The organism is Pseudomonas caspiana, from assembly GCF_040224095.2.
GTDB classification, from domain to species: domain Bacteria; phylum Pseudomonadota; class Gammaproteobacteria; order Pseudomonadales; family Pseudomonadaceae; genus Aquipseudomonas; species Aquipseudomonas caspiana.
In genome coordinates this window covers 5,911,720-5,928,232 of the sequence record NZ_CP167995.1, presented here as the reverse complement: position 1 = coordinate 5,928,232, position 16,513 = coordinate 5,911,720, and the positions used below count along the sequence as shown (strand labels likewise).

Below are 16,513 nucleotides of genomic sequence, written 5' to 3'. Positions count from 1 at the left end.
GGTAGCTAGTCGCCAATCGGCTCAGTGTCTAGAATGAAGCCTTGTATCCTAGACTATCCGGATCACAAGATCATCTACACGGCCGTAGGCGGCGCTTCAGAGGCCGTGGCGTAAAGCCAGCTCCTGTGCCACTCATCAGAAAGTATTCAGTGGGAAACAATGGAAGACACCGACCTGCAAGCGCTGATGGCCCGACTGGAATTACTGATCACTCGTGTCGAGCAACTAAAACGCCAAAACGGACTCCTATTAGCTCAGGAAAAGTCGTGGCGCGAAGAACGCGCTCATTTGATTGAAAAAAACGAAATCGCCCGGCAGAAGGTCGAGACAATGATTTCGCGCCTCAAGGCCCTGGAGCAAGACTCATGAGCAATGGCAACAGCGTCACCGTACAGATCCTCGACAAAGAATATTCGATCATCTGCCCTCAGGAAGAGCGCACCAACCTGGTCAGCGCCGCGCGCTATCTGGATGGCAAGATGCGTGAAATCCGTAGCAGCGGCAAAGTAATCGGCGCCGACCGGATCGCTGTAATGGCGGCGTTGAACATTACTCACGATTTGCTGCATAAGCAGGATCTGCCAGACCTGCAGGCCAGTGGCTCAACGCGTGAACAGGTCCGCGACCTGCTGGATCGCGTTGATCTGGTGCTGGCCACAGACTCCGATCTGCCTCCGGATGCGCCTCGGGGCTGAATTTTCCGACAAGTTTCGGTATACTCGCGCCGCTCCCTGGAGTGCTTGCCAGTCGGTCATGTCCCTGAGCCGATACGCACAACCACGGGGGTTGCACGTTGGGGTTGGTGTGCATGTCCGCTCGACGGAAAGCCTTAAAACCTCCTGCAATCTCCACCTTGAACTTTCGGGTTCAAGGGCTACACCGACAGCGGTTCGTCGGGGAGTCTCAATTCTTATTGCCGCCGGGTTCGCCGACGACAATGTCCACGAGGTCGTCGCTCTGGCGTCCTCGGTTCTGGTTCAACCGTGATGGATCAGTCTGCATGTCCCGCTCTCATGACCAGTGAAGCACCGCCCACGCGCCAGCAATTGCGCCGAAAGCTACGTCAGGCTCGTCGCGCCTTGAGCGCCAGCGAACAGCGCGCAGCGGCACGCGGCATCTATCGCCAACTTGCTCAACACCCTTTGTTTCGTCGCGCCCGGCACGTCTCGCTTTATCTGCCTATGGACGGCGAGATAGATCCGCGTCTGTTGTTGCATGCGGCGCAGAAGCGCGGCAAGGCGACTTACCTTCCTGTACTCAGCGCCTGGCCACGAACCAAGATGGTGTTTCAGCGGGTAAAGCCCGGGGAGAGATTCAAACCCAACCGCTTCCGCATTCCCGAGCCGCGCATCAACCTGGCGAAGCAGCGCAAAATCTGGGCGCTGGATTTGATTCTGATGCCATTGGTGGGCTTTGACGATGAAGGCGGACGCCTGGGTATGGGCGGCGGCTTCTACGATCGCAGCCTGGCATACCGCTCACGCAGAACAGTCTGGCAAAAGCCTGTGTTGCTTGGGCTAGCTCATGAATGTCAGAAGGTCGAGCGTCTGGCGCAAGCCAGTTGGGACGTGCCTTTGGATGGCACGGTGTCGGATCGCCGATGGTATCTAGCGTAAAACGTCTTATCTTTGCGATGCAAACTCTGTAGGAGCTCACGAGCAACGCGAGGCAGCGATGGCGGAGCGTCAGGCATACCGCAATCGCTGGCCTCGTAACCTCGGTGAGCTCCTACAGGTAATCTGCAGCCCGAGAATCAATGCCGCGAAGGATACTTCTGCTGCTGTTGAGTAATTTCAACCGGTGCATCGGTCTTGCTGGACCACAAGCTTTGCGCATAACCCGTCGTGACGACACCCAAGCCGAACAAAATAACCAAAATCCAAAGTAAATCCGGCTTGCGTTTCATTGACTGCCCTCCTTAGGCAAATCAATACGATGTCAGCATCGGTTTTTAAATAGGCCGTGCAGCAGCGTGGAGCTTAAAATCCCGGCATTCTGCGACAACATGTGCGTACACGCAAACGTTGACGTCAGCCGACTGTCGGTTTGTCATAAAACTGTCTGACAACTTGCCCGCAGCCCCTATCAGGAGCAAAAAACATGGCCTATTGGCTAATGAAATCCGAGCCCGACGAACTCTCCATCAGTGCCCTGCAAAGCCTCGGCAACGCGCGTTGGGACGGTGTCCGCAACTATCAGGCGCGCAATTTTCTACGCGCCATGGCGGTTGGCGATGAATTCTTCTTTTATCACTCAAGCTGCCCTGAGCCAGGTATTGCGGGTATTGCACGTATCACACAGGCTGCCTATCCAGACCCGACCGCGCTGGATCCGCAGAGTCACTATTTCGATGCCAAAGCCACGGCTGAAAAAAATCAGTGGAGCGCCGTCGATGTGGCTTTCGTCGAAGCCTTTCCGAAAGTGCTCAGCCTGAGTTATTTGAAGCAGCAAAGCGCGCTGGAACAATTACCACTGGTGCAGAAGGGCACTCGCCTGTCCGTCATGCCAGTGACCGCCGAACAGTGGGCGGCGATCCTGGCATTGCGTTAACCGTTACTGAACGATGAAGTTGTTGAACAGCAGGTCTTCTACGATCGGCTTGCCTTCTTCGTCATTCATGACTTGCTGAACTTGTTTGAGCGCTTCCTGACGCAGCTTCTCTTTGGCTTCGGCACTGCTCATGGTGTCGACGGTTTGCTGAGTAAACAGCGCCACCAACTGGTTACGAATCAGCGGATCGTTACGCTTTACCGCAGCCTGTGCTTCCGGGCCGGTCACACGCAAGGCGACATCTGCCTTGAAGACGCGCAGCTTCGGGCCACCATCCAGTGCGTAGTTGCCCACGAACGGTGGCGTCAGGGATACATAGGCAACCTTGGGCGCCTCACCTTCTTTGGCCGCTTCTTCAGCCAGCGCCATGGTTGGCAATGACAAGGCCAACAACATCAAGATCCACGCTTTCACAGTTCACTCCTTATCCGGTTTGCCGCCTAGCTTACTTGAGCTTATGCATGAGTATCAGGGCGGATCATGCTCATTGACCCGAAAATCTACATACCTGAACGTATCGGCCACAAATCCAAAAGGAATAGTCCGATGAAAGCCTTGCTGTGCAAAGCGTTCGGCCCCGCCGAAACCCTCGTCCTCGAAGACATCGCCAGCCCGCAAATCAAGAAGAACGAAATCCTGCTGGAGGTGCATGCCGCCGGGGTCAACTTTCCCGATACGTTGATCATCGAAGGCAAATACCAGTTCAAACCGCCATTTCCCTTTTCCCCCGGTGGAGAAGCCGCTGGTGTTATCGCTGCAGTCGGCGAAAAAGTAACCCACTTAAAAGTTGGCGACCGAGTGATGGCCCTCACCGGTTGGGGCAGTTTTGCCGAACAAGTCGCCGTACCCGCATACAACGTTTTGCCCATGCCGCCCTCCATGGACTTCAAAACCGCCGCCGCTTTCAGCATGACCTACGGCACCTCCATGCACGCGCTTAAACAACGCGCCAACCTGCAACCCGGCGAAACCCTGCTGGTGCTCGGTGCCTCTGGCGGAGTCGGCCTGGCAGCCGTGGAAATTGGTAAAGCCATGGGGGCACGCGTTATCGCCGCCGCCAGCTCCGCCGAAAAACTCGAAGTCGCCAAAAATGCTGGCGCCGACGAACTCATTAACTACAGCGAAGCCAACCTCAAAGAAGAAATCAAACGCCTCACCAATGGTGATGGCGTCGACGTCATCTACGACCCCGTGGGTGGCGACCTTTTCGACCAGGCCATTCGCTCCATCGCCTGGAACGGTCGCCTGTTGGTCGTTGGTTTCGCCAGCGGCCGCATTCCCGAACTGCCGGTCAACCTCGCGCTATTGAAAGGCGCCTCCGTTGTCGGTGTGTTCTGGGGCTCGTTTGCGCAACGTCAGCCGGAAGATAACGTCGCGAACTTTCAGCAGTTGTTTGGCTGGTATGCGCAGGGCAAGTTGAAGCCGCTGGTGTCGAAAGTTTATCCGCTGGAAGAGGCGGGGCTGGCGATTGATTCTTTGGGGGAGAGGCGGGCGGTTGGGAAGGTGGTTATTACCTTGGATCAAAAATTAGTTATATGATTTCGGGGGTGTAATGAATTGACTGCGTTGAGGTATATATTTATATCCATATAGGAGTTTGGATTTAATACATTCCACTCATACAGACAAAAAAGGAGTTTTGTATGAGTGAGAATGAAGGGAAGTCCGGTCCCCCTGAAAAAAATATACTTGTAACTACAGGTAATGATCGTGACCCATACGGTAAAGGTGGCGGTCAGAGTGGGTCAGGGAATGGTAGTGGCTGGAACATTGGTTTTGGTTCTGGCGAAGGCAGCGGTTTCTTCAGCGGCGGCTTCGGCGGGTCCAGCGGAAAGAAAGCCAAAAAGCGTGCAAAAGCGAGAAAACGAGCTCGTGCCCAACAACGCGCTGAAGCCGAGGCCAAGGCGCGTGCACAAGCAGAGGCACAAGCTCAAGCACAACGTGAAGCAATTCACAGGCAACTAATCGAATCACTAAGTCAAACTTATACCGTAAAGAAAGATGAGCTAGATCGAAAGTACGCCTTAAAATCGTCAGCGCTCGATCAGTTACTTGAATCAGAAATGCAGGGTGCTAAGCGAGCGCCAAACTCATCAAGTAGCGAGCCCTGGACACTCTATTTGATTTCGAAAGAGAAGGCTGAAATTGATGGCCTAATCGCCAGGAAGAAATCTGAGTTTCAAGAAAAGACAGCGGTGGCCCAGGCATTCAATGGGCCCGACCCTCTCACCCAAGGCGCTCAGGACTATAAAAATGGTCTGAATCAGAGCAACGCCAACGATCCAGCCTCTGCTCATAATGCCCATAGTAAGTGGGAGAGTTCTTATATAGCAGCGCATGAGGCCAAGATTCTTTCGGAGTCAATTCGGGTTCTATCTGAAGCCTCACAAGCTTTATCTATTCGTTACGCCGAGCAGGAAATCAGGTGGCGTGAAATTGAGCGTGTACGTGAAGGCGAGCGGCGTTACGAAAAGCAGCGCGAAGAGCAGATCAAATTCAAAACGCGTGTTGATGGGGAATCGCGCCGCGAATTGATCAAGGCAGCAAATACGGTTCGCCTCTCGAGTCCAGCTATTGCTGGCGGGGCGATGGTTTGGGGTAGAAGCGGTCTAGCAGTCGCCGAAGGCGCGGCTGTTGCTCTGGAGGGGGCCATTACGTCAGCGGCAAAAGAGCTCGCACGTATTGCCGCTATACGTCTGGGGCAGACCGTTAGCGTAGGTGTTTCAGCGCTGTTTTACTCGCCTGAGCTAGGCAATGGAGAGCTCACTTCCGAACAACGGCGTCGGTTGTTTCAGGGTGTGGCCTTAAGGGCTCAGGCGCTAGGCGTGTCGGCAAATACTGACCTAAGCACCATTGCTGATGTTGGCGGTTCGGTAGAGCTGTCCAGCAGAATCAAAGCAATACCTGCCGAGAGGGGCACTGAGCTGCACCTTGTCAGTACGGGTGGTTCAGTACCGTCTGGCGTCCCGGTATTCCACGCATCGTTCGACCGTCTGAGCAATACCTATCAAGCACAAACCTCTGGTCCGCAGCCAAAGTATCTCGAGTTTAGTTCATCAAGCGCAGCGCCAGACGCCACAGGCGTGAGTACCCCTGAGCTGTTAACCGCTGAGCCGCAGGCCATTGATGTTCCTTTAGGTGTTGATACTCGTATTAATGATTGCGTGATTTGTTTCCCTGCTGATTCGGGCTTGCCGCCTCAGTACGTTTCGTTTGCCAACGATATGCCGGGAGTAGGTGTCGTGAATGGCAGCGGCCAAGCTGCATCGGCAGATTGGTGGAAGTCCGCTACACAGGGAACTGGCGCCTTCATACCTGCGCAGTTTGGCGAGCTGTACCAGCATAAAGAGTTCGCGTCGATTAGGGCGTTCGATAAAGCACTCTGGCGCACTATTGCCGAAGACTCGGTACTTGGCAGGTCGTTGGACGAATTTAACCGAAAGCGTATGGCCCGTGGCTTCGCTCCATATGCACCCAAAGCAACATGGAGCGGTGATCGACGAGAGTTCGAAATCCGCGTCAGCAATGCGGCAAATGACGGGAATGCTTTCTTCAAGCTGGATCAGCTCAGCATCACACTACCTAACAGCTCCAATGGCCTGCTTCGCGTTACGCCAACCTTTTTGCCGTGGCCAGTTTCCGGCGCAAACCAAACCTGGACTCCGCTGGTACCGCCGGGCAGCGAATCACTTGGTCCGACGGAATTGCCGGCAGCGCCAGAGCAGTCTGCGATCTACCCTGGCGAAACGATTGATCCTGTTGACTCCCAGAACGAATCACTTCCTGCGGTGGATCCGGATGACGTTAATGCCAGTATTCCAGGGTATGGCGAAGATGATGATTTGCCGTCGCCAGATTTGGTGTTTGCTGGGCCGCCGGTTGATCCGTTGGAGGTTGGACCGTATAACGAGTTGAGTGGACGGAGCCGGTTGGATGGGCTTGATATTGATCATATTGTTTCTAGGCAGGCGCTTAAGAGGCATATATTACGAGCCGATCCATATGTTTCCGAGTTCAGGTTGAGGGCCTTGTTGAATAAAGGGCCTAGCATTGCGATTCCTTCTGAGGTTCACCGGAAGTTTAGTGAGACCTATGCAGGTAGAAACACCAAAGAAAAGCAGGAAGAGGATTCGAAGAATCTGCGAGCTGCTGTTGACAGCAATTTCAGCGCAATAAAAATTGGACTGATGGAGCTGGGATATGATGAGGTGGAACTCGAAGCTTCTCGTGAAAAACTGCATGAGCTAAAGAAACAACAGGGGTGGTACGAATGAGTGCGTCAAAGATCGAAAGTTGGATAAAAAGCCTTGGTCAAACCCATGAGTATCTACTGTCAGAGTCACTGGTCTCCGATGATGAGCTGGTGGAGTTGTTTTCCGGCGATGATCAAGTGTACTTACAGCCCGAAAAAGGTATAAGTATGACTTTTCGGGATGAGGACGGTAGGTTCGAATCCTTTTGTATAACGCTAATTAAAGTTTTTCCGGAAGAGCGGGAGTACCATGGGGATTTACCAGATCCATATGCATTAAATATGAATAAGCCTTCAGTGCACCGCATATTCGGAACTCCTTCCGAATCATCTGGTCCCGCAAAAATGCCATTTCCGGTAGGGCTCACCGGAGGTTGGGATGCGTATCCGCTAGATCAGACTCTATACCCAAATGCGAAAGTGACTTTTCATTATCTTGAGTCTGAGCAGGTTGATTATATTGCGTTTAGTGTGCGTGATAAAATTTAAGATTAACTAAGGTCTGTCCCGTTTGCCGCAAAGTGGGCGGGATCTGAATCGCTAAACAACGCAGGAAAATAAAGATGGAACTTAAACAAAAGTTGCAGGATTACGCTCGTGCGGAATTTGAGTATCTGGTTCAAAAAATTACAGATGTAAAAGGTGCGCTGGGCGAACATAACCAGCTAGTTAACCATTTCGATAAGCTGGTAAAACATCCCAAGGGCGCAGATTTGCTCTTCTACCCCGATGTACAATTTTTGACGACTGGGGTATATGGCGTGGGCGATATCGTTTACACCATCAAGAAATGGCATAACGATAACGGCCAGTTGGCCTTCTCTGATGACACATTTCCTCCGGTTAGACCGAAGCCCACCGGCGCAAGCCCCAGCGCTGAAGAGCGCGCTCGCACTGCCTCCTCTGAAAATCTTGTGAAGACCACTAAAGTTATTCAGCGGATAGAAGACGCCCGGCATAAAGTAGAAAGCGTTTTTTCCCTTCTGGATGGCCTGCTCAATCCCGTTAAAGAGCATCCAGGCAGCGGTCGTGATCTTTACATTGCGCAAGAGAGGCAGCTGGCTAATATTGAAGCAGCCCTTCATGAGGTTGTGCTCGGCGTACAGCGCTTCAACTTTCTGGACATGACGGTAAGGTTTGCCAAGGACGATGCGATAAGATCCATCTCCTTTTATTACCTTGATCACGGTATACAGTCGTCCATTCTTCAACAGATTTCAGCGGCGAGTGATCGATATCTCGCTCAGAAAGCCATAATTGCGGCACGTCATTCAGCGCTGCATGTACGGGCGCAAGCCGTAATACAAGATCTGGAAGAGAAACTGATTCGCTTGGCGTCGGCGACGGGCGTTGGCCCTTTGAAGGATGAAAGTGTACTCGTTGCAATGATCGACGACATTGACGTACTCCCTCGGATTATCACTGCCCACCCAGACAACTCCAGCAGTTCCGATAAAACCGGTACCGAACTCAAGCAGGCAATACGTTCGGCCGTTAGCGGCCTTACTTGGGAAGCAACCTTGTTGGGGGAGGGAAAAACTGTCAAGCACGCAAGTGTCATGTCCTTTCGATTTGATACCCCGGGGTGCGGAGAGCGGTTTGCAATCAGCTTACCGCTATCGGATTTTATGCCCAGCGAGGGCCAGAGTTGGCAAGAGCTTGCTCAGGCTAATGCCGAGGTCGATTTGCCTTTCCGTATGAGCTCGGGCGTGGCCAAGAAACTCAACGGCAAGCTGAGTCATGGGCTGAGGGAAATTACCGAGCTCGCTCATATATACGTCGTGCCTACAAACGGCACAACCATCGCATCAAAAGTCAAAGTCCGCTCAGCGGTATTGGATGTTGCTACCGGCGCGTATCGTTTTGTGCGTCCGGGGCGCCCTGTGAACCAGGTCCTGTGGATGCCGCAGTCCCTTTCGAATTTGGATGACACATCAGACAGGCGCTCCACACGCATTAGCAATACGGCACCGGTCAGAGTGCCGGTAGTAGAGGCAATTCCTTTCATTGAGGACTTGGGTTTTGATGACTGTATCGTTGTCTTCCCCTGCGAGTCTGAACTTGAGCCTGTCTACATCATGTTCAAACGCGCCTGGGAGTATCCAGGGGTAGCGACTGGTGCCGGTCAGCTCGTGAGCGACAATTGGCTGCAAGCTGCCGCAACCGAGACGGGGGCAGTCATTCCCTCTTCGATTGCAGACCAGCTTCGCGACAAGGTATTTAAAAGATTCAGCTTCTTCAGAGAGGCGTTCTGGAAAGCTGTTGCAAGCGACTCTGAGCTTGCTGCGCAATTTTCGCCTCAGGACCTCGCTGCAATGACTGAAGGATGGGCACCCTCGGCGCAACGGCAATCAGGCAAGCTGGAAATACGTTACGTGTTATCCCCTGAGGACGGAGGGGACGTCTACGACATGGACAACATGCGCATTTTTGCTCCCTTGGTGGTGTGATGTACTGATGTCTGTATAGAAGTATCCGCCACCCTCATCGGTTGGCGGATCTTAGATCCGGGATCACCTTCGACGAGCTACAACACCTCCCTCAGCTGTATTGGCAACAGGTCAGCATAAAACGCTCGGGGATTTTCCCTGCACCCTTCAATAATCGCGGGTTTTGCCATGTGGAAATCGTCGATTAATACCTGCCTTTCCTCTTCAGTCACGAACGCGCTGACCACTGCTCCGTTGAGCAGGTAATTTCGGGTGTCACGAAATATTTTTGCTTCCTCGACAGGGAGGCTGTGTCGAGTCCAGATCAACTCGTTATTAAGCTGACTGCAACGCAGTTTCTTCAGTTCGACATTCGCGCTGAGGCTAGAAATATTGGGTGTCTGAGCATCGAAGTCGTAACTCAAAAGAATACTTTCACCGTGAGGTTTGTCTGCAGGCGGCGTCCAGGCAGTGAAGCGCCAGGTTGGTGCCACTTGCTTCACTGCTTCGGCAAGCCGCGGGTCTGAAGCCTTGACGATGTCTTTGAATAAAACTGTGCCGTTGGCGTTGATGAATAGTCGAACCTTGACCTTCCCACCCTCTTTGTTCCTGAGCATTTCCTTGGGGTATTCGGCATGAGGCAGATATAGGGGTTTGGGGTAGGAAGTGCCTGCCTGTGTGGTGAGCGACAATGAGAGGCTCACGAGAATCAGGAAAATGCGCATGTTGAAATCCTTTGAACCGACGATCACAACAGCGTCCGAATCTGTTGAGGTAAATAATCCGCATATCTAGCATCCGGATTTCGCCTGCATTCCTTGATGATTCCTGGAATGGCGCTCTCAAGTTCTGCAAACAACACAGCGCGCTTCTCCGGTTGCGCCACCTGATAAGCGACGTAGCTTCCGGCAAGGTGCTGGCGGGTATGCCAGAACACATCAACCTTGTTCAAAGGCTCCTTCGGGTAATCCAGTTTGCTGATCTTGACCTCGTAGTTGAGATAGGCGCAGAGGGTATTTTCCAGGCCGACGGTTATTTCCTTTGAAAAAGGCTCAATGCCGCGGGCACCGAAGAGAATTGGAACGACGATGCTGACGTTGCCAGGTTTTCCGTCGGCAACCTCCCATGGCTGGTAGCGCCATTTCACGATGGCGTGCAGGGCCGCCTCGGACAGCTTGGGATGGCTGCTCTCGATGATCCTTGTGCTCTGAATCGTGCCGAAAGCGCTCACGGTCAGGTTGATCAGGACCTTGCCCGTGTAATGCGATTTCAGCAGCTCCTGAGGATATTCAGGGCTGGGCCTGGAAACGGGGACGAGCAAGGCGTCGCTTGCCAGCGTCAGGGTGGAAAACCACCCAAACAAAATAAACACAAAGAACTTCATTACCGACCTCTAACACCTATGGGCTCGGGTTGGCCCAGTAGCCTGCGATGGTAGGTATCTGTCGTGGGTGAGCAGAACCCCATGACTTCCGATACGGCCGTAGGAGAAGTCCTAAAAATTCGTATTCAGTTACACATTGATGAGATGTTCATAATACAACACGAGCTACTCCTCATTTCCTGCAAATTCTCAGACGAGAAGCAGTGCTTTTTTCTGTAATGAAAATGTAATATTCACTTTCGCGCAGAAAAACAAAAATGGAGTGTCTCGATGTTTGCCTTCTTCCGTCCCGCCGCACATCAGGCACCCCTGCCTGAAGAAAAAGTCGACAGTACGTACCGACGACTACGCTGGCAGATCTTCGCGGGTATTTTTATCGGCTATGCCGGTTACTACCTGCTTCGTAAAAACTTCTCGTTGGCGATGCCTTACCTGATTGACGAGGGTTATACCCGGGGACAGCTGGGTGTGGCGATGTCGGCAATTGCGATTGCCTACGGTTTGTCCAAGTTCCTGATGGGCATTGTTTCCGACCGTTCCAACCCACGCTACTTCCTGCCATTCGGTCTGCTGGTTTCAGCGGGCGTGATGTTCATATTTGGTTTCGCGCCCTGGGCGACGTCCAGCGTGACGATCATGTTCATTCTGTTGTTTATCAACGGTTGGGCGCAGGGCATGGGCTGGCCGCCAAGCGGACGGACCATGGTGCACTGGTGGTCGCAGAAAGAGCGCGGCGGCGTGGTGTCGGTGTGGAACGTGGCGCATAACGTAGGTGGCGGTCTGATTGGCCCGCTGTTCCTGCTAGGCATGGGTTGGACCAATGACTGGCACGCTGCGTTTTATGTGCCGGCCGCTGTGGCATTGCTGGTGGCCGTGTTTGCTTTCGCGACCATGCGTGATACTCCACAATCGGTTGGCCTGCCGCCCATCGAGCACTACAAGAACGATTATCCGGAAGGCTACGACGCCAGCCATGAAGAGGAATTTTCCGCCAAGGAAATCTTCGTCAAATACGTTCTGCGCAACAAAATGCTGTGGTACATCGCGCTGGCAAACGTGTTCGTTTACTTGCTGCGCTATGGCGTTCTGGACTGGGCACCAACTTACTTGAAAGAGGCCAAGCACTTCACCGTCGACAAGACTTCGTGGGCTTACTTCCTCTATGAGTGGGCCGGTATTCCGGGCACGCTGCTGTGCGGCTGGATGTCGGACAAGATCTTCAAAGGCAACCGTGGTTTGACTGGCGTGGTGTTCATGGTCCTGGTGACCATCGCGACACTGGTTTACTGGCTGAACCCGCCGGGCAATCCGACCGTTGATATGATCGCCCTGGTGTCCATCGGCTTCCTGATCTACGGCCCGGTTATGTTGATCGGCTTGCAGGCGCTGGAGCTGGTACCGAAAAAGGCCGCGGGTACGGCGGCAGGTTTCACTGGCTTGTTCGGCTACCTGGGTGGCTCGGTCGCCGCCAGCGCAGCGATGGGCTATACCGTTGACCACTTCGGCTGGGATGGTGGTTTCGTCCTGCTGATCGGTGCTTGCGTGCTGTCTATCGTCTTCCTGCTGCCGACGTTGTGGCACAAGCAGATCGAGAGCGCGAGTCGCTAAGGCGGTGACGGGGCATCCGCTGATTAAGCGTGTGCCCCTCGGCTAATAGAATCGTGCCGAACATGGATCTGTAGGCGTGAGCTTGCTCGCGATTCGGTCTCTTGGCCGACGAATTTTGTCGCATGAGCTGACCCTATCGCGAGCAAGCTCACTCCTACAGTCAAAGTATCCGATCCGTGAGACCGCCTGTATACCTGACACTCCAGGCGGCGATGATGTGGCGGATGTACCGACCTCTTCTCGGATCAATCTGGTCCCACGAGTTAAACCCCCTGCTCCTCAACCCAACACCGCTTCAACCGCGCCTCCAGATTCAAATCCGGCATGGCGTGGCTGCGCAGTGCGTTGGCGGTTTGTTCGACGTAGTCGCGGGTGGTGCCATAACGGCCGCTGGCGCTGGCCAGTACCTGACTGAGTACGCTGTCCGGCAGGTTGCCCGCGTAGCTAGGCAAGTGTCGCTCCAGCACAAATCCAAGCGCTTGAACCCGTCGGCCGTCTGCCAAGCGGCAGTTGAGCCAATGTGGGCGGTAGGAAGGGAAGGGCATTTCTCGCTGCCACAGGGCGAGCAGCGATTCTTCAAGATTGTCCTCCGGCAAGCGGTAGGCAAAGCCGCTGCAGGAACCGCCGCGATCCAGGCCGAATACCAGGCCCGGCATTTCCGGGGTGCCCCGGTGCTCGTGCGACCACAGGTACAAACCGCGATGGTAGCCATGAATACGACCGCGTTGGCGCTCGACTGCGGTGCACTCGGGGCGCCAGATTAATGACCCATAAGCAAACAGCCAGACGGGCCCACCTTCATGAAGTTGCATGGTTTTTTTCATCGAGAGCATCAATTGCTCGCGGGTCAGTTGTGGACCCAGATCGATAACGGGCGGGTACGTCAGCCCCAGACCGTCGTGGACGGCCGCTGACAAGCTATTGATTTGATTCTCCATTCGGGCTCCCCTGGCCTGTGAGTGGCCAGTTGTAGCGGATCTTGTGTAAGTGACGCGTTCAATACGACGCAGGCTAAAACAGTGTGCGCCGTGCTGATGATTCGGCGATCACGTTTCACGAGTGAAACACTTGAATCTATTTAATAAAAAAAACAATGCAATTAGCAAACCACGCAAGTTGTGTACAGGCGAATGCAGAACATTTCCCGATAAACGACGCGCGGCCGTCGTGTTTAATTCACGGACGAATCCTACGTAACATTGGGAGACTTCCGCTTACGGAGTCAACCGCGCGAGTCGTATAACGCCCAGCCTTAAAGTCATAAGCGAAAAGGTCTGGGCATGAAAGCGGGTGTAGCTATCAACGGAATATTGCTCGTAGCGCTGGGCGCCGGGGCAATACAGGCGAAGGCCGACTTACAGGCAGAAGAGAGCGGGGACGGTTTTTGGGTCGTGCAAACCAGCGTGTATACCCGGCATTTTTCGCCCTCACCGGAGCATAACAATCGCCAGAACTTGATCGGTCTTGAGCGCAATGAAGCATCAGGACTGGTCTATGGTGGCGCGACTTTCCGCAATTCGTTCGCGCAGCGTTCCGTGTACGGCTATGTTGGCAAGCGCTTCAACAGCAGCCGGTATCCGGCCGTGTATCTAAAGGTCACCGGTGGGCTGCTGCATGGCTACCGCGGGCAGTACCGCGACAAGATTCCGTTGAATCGCTTCGGCGTGGCTCCTGTAATCATCCCTGGGGTGGGAATCAACCTTGGGCTGGTCGTCGCGGAAGCTGTCCTGCTGGGAGCCTCCGCTGCGATGCTTAACGTAGGGTTTCGCTTTTAACGGCGTCCTGATCAGGGGCGCGGTGCGTAGGCAAATACGTCGGCACGCATCTGGTGTGCATCCATCCCGGCGCTGACCAATGCGTCGAGGGTGCCGTAGATCATGGCCGGTGAGCCGCTGGCATAGACATGGACTGCCGACAGGTCGTCGATGTCTTCGCAAACGGCTTCATGCAGCATGCCGCAACGTCCTTCCCAGCCACACAGGTCACTGACCACTTTGTGCAGAAACAGATTGGGCAGTTTTTTCCATTCTTCCCAGTGCTTGATTTCGTAGAAGTCGTCCGGGCGACGCGCACCCCAGTACAAGTGCACCGGATGGGTGAAGCCTTTGGCGCGGCAGTGTTCGATCAGGCTGTGCATCTGCGCCATACCGGTACCGGCGGCGATCAGCACCAGCGGGCCATCGGGCAGATCGGCCAGGTGCGTGTCACCGAATGGCAGCTCGATGCGGGCCATTTGATCGCGCTGCAGTTGCTCAATCAGGCTTTGCGCGCTGGCTTCGCGGACCAGTACGTGCATTTCCAGATCGCGACCGCTGTGGGGCGCGGAAGCCAGGGAGAACGCCGACTTTTCGCCGCTGTCCTTATGGATCATCAAGTACTGGCCGGCGTGATAACGCGGCGGCTTGCCTGCCGGAGCGCGCAAGCCGACCCGCCAGACATCACCACCAACTTCCATGCACTCGCTCAACTGGCAGGCGAGGCTGCGAACGGGTAACTCACCCAGAGCGAGCACGCCGTCCCACAGCACTTCGCAGTCTTCCAGTGGCTCTGCAAGGCAGGTATAGATCTCGCCGTGGCTCAGCTCATCATCGGCCTGTTTCACGCGACCTTGCACCAGCAGCGCCGAGCACACGTGGCAGTTGCCGTTGCGACAGCTTTGCGGGCATTCATAGCCCAGGCGTTGAGCGGCATCGAGAATCCGCTCGCCGGGCAAGGTTTCCAGCACCGCACCCGAAGGCTGCAAAGTTACGCGCATCAATCTATTCCCAACTGATTCCAGATTTCGTCGACCCGGCGTGTAACGGCTTCGTCCTTGACGATCACCCGACCCCACTCACGCGTGGTCTCACCCGGCCATTTATGCGTTGCATCCAGCCCCATTTTTGAACCCAGTCCGGAAACCGGCGAGGCGAAATCCAGATAATCAATCGGCGTGTTTTCGATCATTACCGTGTCGCGCTTGGGGTCCATGCGCGTGGTAATGGCCCAGATCACGTCGTTCCAGTCCCGGGCATTGATATCGTCGTCGGTGACGATAACGAATTTGGTGTACATGAACTGTCGCAAAAACGACCACACACCGAGCATCACGCGTTTCGCGTGGCCGGGGTACTGCTTCTTCATGGTCACCACTGCCATCCGGTACGAGCAACCTTCGGGTGGCAGGTAGAAGTCGGTGATTTCCGGGAACTGCTTTTGGAGGATCGGCACGAACACTTCGTTCAATGCGACGCCGAGAATCGCGGGCTCATCAGGTGGACGGCCGGTGTAAGTGCTGTGATAGATCGGCTTGATGCGGTGGGTGATTCGCTCGACGGTAAATACCGGGAAGCTGTCGACTTCGTTGTAATAGCCGGTGTGATCGCCGTACGGGCCTTCATCGGCCATCTCGCCCGGATGGATGACGCCTTCCAGAACGATTTCCGCGCTGGCGGGGACTTGCAGGTTATTGCCCCTGCACTTGATCAGCTCGGTACGGTTGCCGCGCAGCAAACCTGCGAAAGCATATTCGGAGAGGCTGTCCGGTACCGGCGTTACGGCGCCAAGAATGGTTGCCGGGTCCGCGCCCAAGGCAACGGACACCGGGAACGGTTCACCGGGGTGCTTGATGCACCATTCCTTGAAGTCCAGCGCGCCGCCACGATGGCTCAACCAGCGCATGATGACTTTATTGCGGCCGATGACCTGCTGGCGGTAGATGCCCAGGTTCTGGCGTTCTTTATTCGGACCGCGAGTGACGGTCAGGCCCCAGGTGATCAGTGGCCCAACGTCGCCAGGCCAACAGGTCTGTACCGGCAGCATGCCCAGATCTACATCATCGCCTTCGATGACTATTTCCTGGCAAGGCGCGTCGTTGACGACCTTGGGCGCCATGGAGATGACTTTCTTGAAGATTGGCAGCTTGGACCAGGCGTCTTTCAAGCCCTTGGGTGGTTCAGGCTCCTTCAGGAATGCCAGCAGCTTGCCGATTTCTCGAAGCTCGCTGACTTCTTCAGCGCCCATGCCCATGGCAACGCGTTCTGGTGTGCCGAACAGATTCCCTAATACTGGAATATCAAAGCCGACTGGCTTTTCGAACAGCAGAGCCGGGCCCTTGGCGCGCAAGGTCCGATCGCAGATTTCGGTCATTTCCAATACTGGGGAAATGGGCATTTGAATGCGTTTCAACTCTCCGCGCTGCTCAAGCTGCTGCACGAAATCCCGTAGATCCTTGAATTTCATTAACCCGGCCACCGATAAAATAGGTTCGTATCGTACCTGCTCTTAGAGTTCGTGGCAGCTTTGAAGTAT

Annotated in this window: 17 protein-coding genes and 1 other RNA gene; 11 read left to right on the top strand and 7 right to left on the bottom strand. The window is 54.5% G+C overall.

Annotation, left to right across the window (positions count from 1 at the left end):
• Positions 1-159 precede the first annotated feature (159 nt).
• From ABRP31_RS26720 to ABRP31_RS26705, 4 genes are all read left to right on the top strand, one after another.
• Positions 160-369, top strand: a complete 210-nt coding sequence (locus ABRP31_RS26720; protein WP_027902404.1) for a TIGR02449 family protein — start codon at positions 160-162, stop codon at positions 367-369.
• The gene (locus ABRP31_RS26715; RefSeq protein ID WP_027902405.1) at positions 366-695 is read left to right on the top strand and encodes a cell division protein ZapA; all 330 of its coding nucleotides are present in this window, start codon (positions 366-368) and stop codon (positions 693-695) included. The genes ABRP31_RS26720 and ABRP31_RS26715 overlap by 4 nt, the downstream gene beginning before the upstream one ends.
• A 30-nt stretch (positions 696-725) precedes the next feature.
• Positions 726-904, top strand: a non-coding RNA gene (ssrS, locus tag ABRP31_RS26710) — 6S RNA.
• A 109-nt stretch (positions 905-1,013) separates the two neighbouring features.
• Positions 1,014-1,616, top strand: coding sequence for a 5-formyltetrahydrofolate cyclo-ligase (locus tag ABRP31_RS26705; protein WP_349971209.1), 603 nt, complete (start codon positions 1,014-1,016; stop codon positions 1,614-1,616).
• Between the two features lie 137 nt (positions 1,617-1,753).
• Here ABRP31_RS26705 and ABRP31_RS26700 read toward each other — a convergent pair whose 3' ends face one another.
• The gene (locus ABRP31_RS26700; RefSeq protein ID WP_087271945.1) at positions 1,754-1,906 is read right to left on the bottom strand and encodes a hypothetical protein; all 153 of its coding nucleotides are present in this window, start codon (positions 1,904-1,906) and stop codon (positions 1,754-1,756) included.
• A gap of 194 nt (positions 1,907-2,100) precedes the next feature.
• Between ABRP31_RS26700 and ABRP31_RS26695 the strand changes: the two genes are divergently transcribed.
• Positions 2,101-2,550 carry an EVE domain-containing protein gene (locus ABRP31_RS26695; protein WP_087271942.1) on the top strand — a complete coding sequence of 150 codons (450 nt, stop codon included), beginning with the start codon at positions 2,101-2,103 and terminating at the stop codon, positions 2,548-2,550.
• 3 nt (positions 2,551-2,553) lie between these two features.
• On the opposite strand, the gene ABRP31_RS26690 is transcribed toward ABRP31_RS26695, so the two are convergent.
• Positions 2,554-2,964: a flagellar basal body-associated protein FliL gene (locus ABRP31_RS26690; RefSeq protein WP_087271939.1), complete on the bottom strand. Its 411-nt coding sequence runs from the start codon at positions 2,962-2,964 to the stop codon at positions 2,554-2,556.
• Between the two features lie 132 nt (positions 2,965-3,096).
• Here ABRP31_RS26690 and ABRP31_RS26685 point away from each other — a divergent pair, with 132 nt between their 5' ends.
• From ABRP31_RS26685 to ABRP31_RS26670, 4 genes are all read left to right on the top strand, one after another.
• Positions 3,097-4,089, top strand: a complete 993-nt coding sequence (locus tag ABRP31_RS26685) for an NADPH:quinone oxidoreductase family protein (protein WP_349971208.1) — start codon at positions 3,097-3,099, stop codon at positions 4,087-4,089.
• A 104-nt stretch (positions 4,090-4,193) separates the two neighbouring features.
• Positions 4,194-6,824 carry an S-type pyocin domain-containing protein gene (locus ABRP31_RS26680; protein WP_349971207.1) on the top strand — a complete coding sequence of 877 codons (2,631 nt, stop codon included), beginning with the start codon at positions 4,194-4,196 and terminating at the stop codon, positions 6,822-6,824.
• Positions 6,821-7,291, top strand: a complete 471-nt coding sequence (locus ABRP31_RS26675) for a DUF6392 family protein (protein ID WP_349971206.1) — start codon at positions 6,821-6,823, stop codon at positions 7,289-7,291. Before ABRP31_RS26680 ends, ABRP31_RS26675 begins: the two co-directional genes overlap by 4 nt.
• 74 nt (positions 7,292-7,365) lie before the next feature.
• Entirely contained in the window at positions 7,366-9,252 is a 1,887-nt protein-coding gene (locus ABRP31_RS26670; protein WP_349971205.1) for an S-type pyocin domain-containing protein, read from the top strand.
• Positions 9,253-9,329: 77 nt separating this feature from the next.
• Here ABRP31_RS26670 and ABRP31_RS26665 read toward each other — a convergent pair whose 3' ends face one another.
• On the bottom strand, positions 9,330-9,956 hold the full coding sequence (locus tag ABRP31_RS26665) for a TonB family protein (RefSeq protein ID WP_349971204.1): 627 nt from the start codon (positions 9,954-9,956) through the stop codon (positions 9,330-9,332).
• 23 nt (positions 9,957-9,979) lie between these two features.
• Complete coding sequence (locus tag ABRP31_RS26660) at positions 9,980-10,615, bottom strand: energy transducer TonB (protein ID WP_349971203.1); 636 nt, start codon at positions 10,613-10,615, stop codon at positions 9,980-9,982.
• 270 nt (positions 10,616-10,885) lie between these two features.
• On the opposite strand from ABRP31_RS26660, the gene glpT reads away from it, so the two are divergent.
• The gene (glpT, locus tag ABRP31_RS26655) at positions 10,886-12,223 is read left to right on the top strand and encodes a glycerol-3-phosphate transporter (RefSeq protein ID WP_349971202.1); all 1,338 of its coding nucleotides are present in this window, start codon (positions 10,886-10,888) and stop codon (positions 12,221-12,223) included.
• Positions 12,224-12,486: 263 nt separating this feature from the next.
• Here the strand turns inward: glpT and ABRP31_RS26650 are convergent, their stop codons facing one another.
• On the bottom strand, positions 12,487-13,161 hold the full coding sequence (locus tag ABRP31_RS26650) for a gamma-glutamylcyclotransferase (protein ID WP_349971201.1): 675 nt from the start codon (positions 13,159-13,161) through the stop codon (positions 12,487-12,489).
• Between the two features lie 342 nt (positions 13,162-13,503).
• Between ABRP31_RS26650 and ABRP31_RS26645 the strand changes: the two genes are divergently transcribed.
• Entirely contained in the window at positions 13,504-13,998 is a 495-nt protein-coding gene (locus ABRP31_RS26645; protein WP_349971200.1) for a sn-glycerol-3-phosphate transporter, read from the top strand.
• Between the two features lie 11 nt (positions 13,999-14,009).
• On the opposite strand, the gene ABRP31_RS26640 is transcribed toward ABRP31_RS26645, so the two are convergent.
• Together ABRP31_RS26640 and ubiD are read right to left on the bottom strand one after the other, a co-directional pair.
• Entirely contained in the window at positions 14,010-14,978 is a 969-nt protein-coding gene (locus ABRP31_RS26640) for a CDP-6-deoxy-delta-3,4-glucoseen reductase (protein WP_349971199.1), read from the bottom strand.
• Positions 14,978-16,444: a 4-hydroxy-3-polyprenylbenzoate decarboxylase gene (gene ubiD, locus ABRP31_RS26635; RefSeq protein WP_087271921.1), complete on the bottom strand. Its 1,467-nt coding sequence runs from the start codon at positions 16,442-16,444 to the stop codon at positions 14,978-14,980. Before ubiD ends, ABRP31_RS26640 begins: the two co-directional genes overlap by 1 nt.
• Positions 16,445-16,513: the final 69 nt, after the last annotated feature.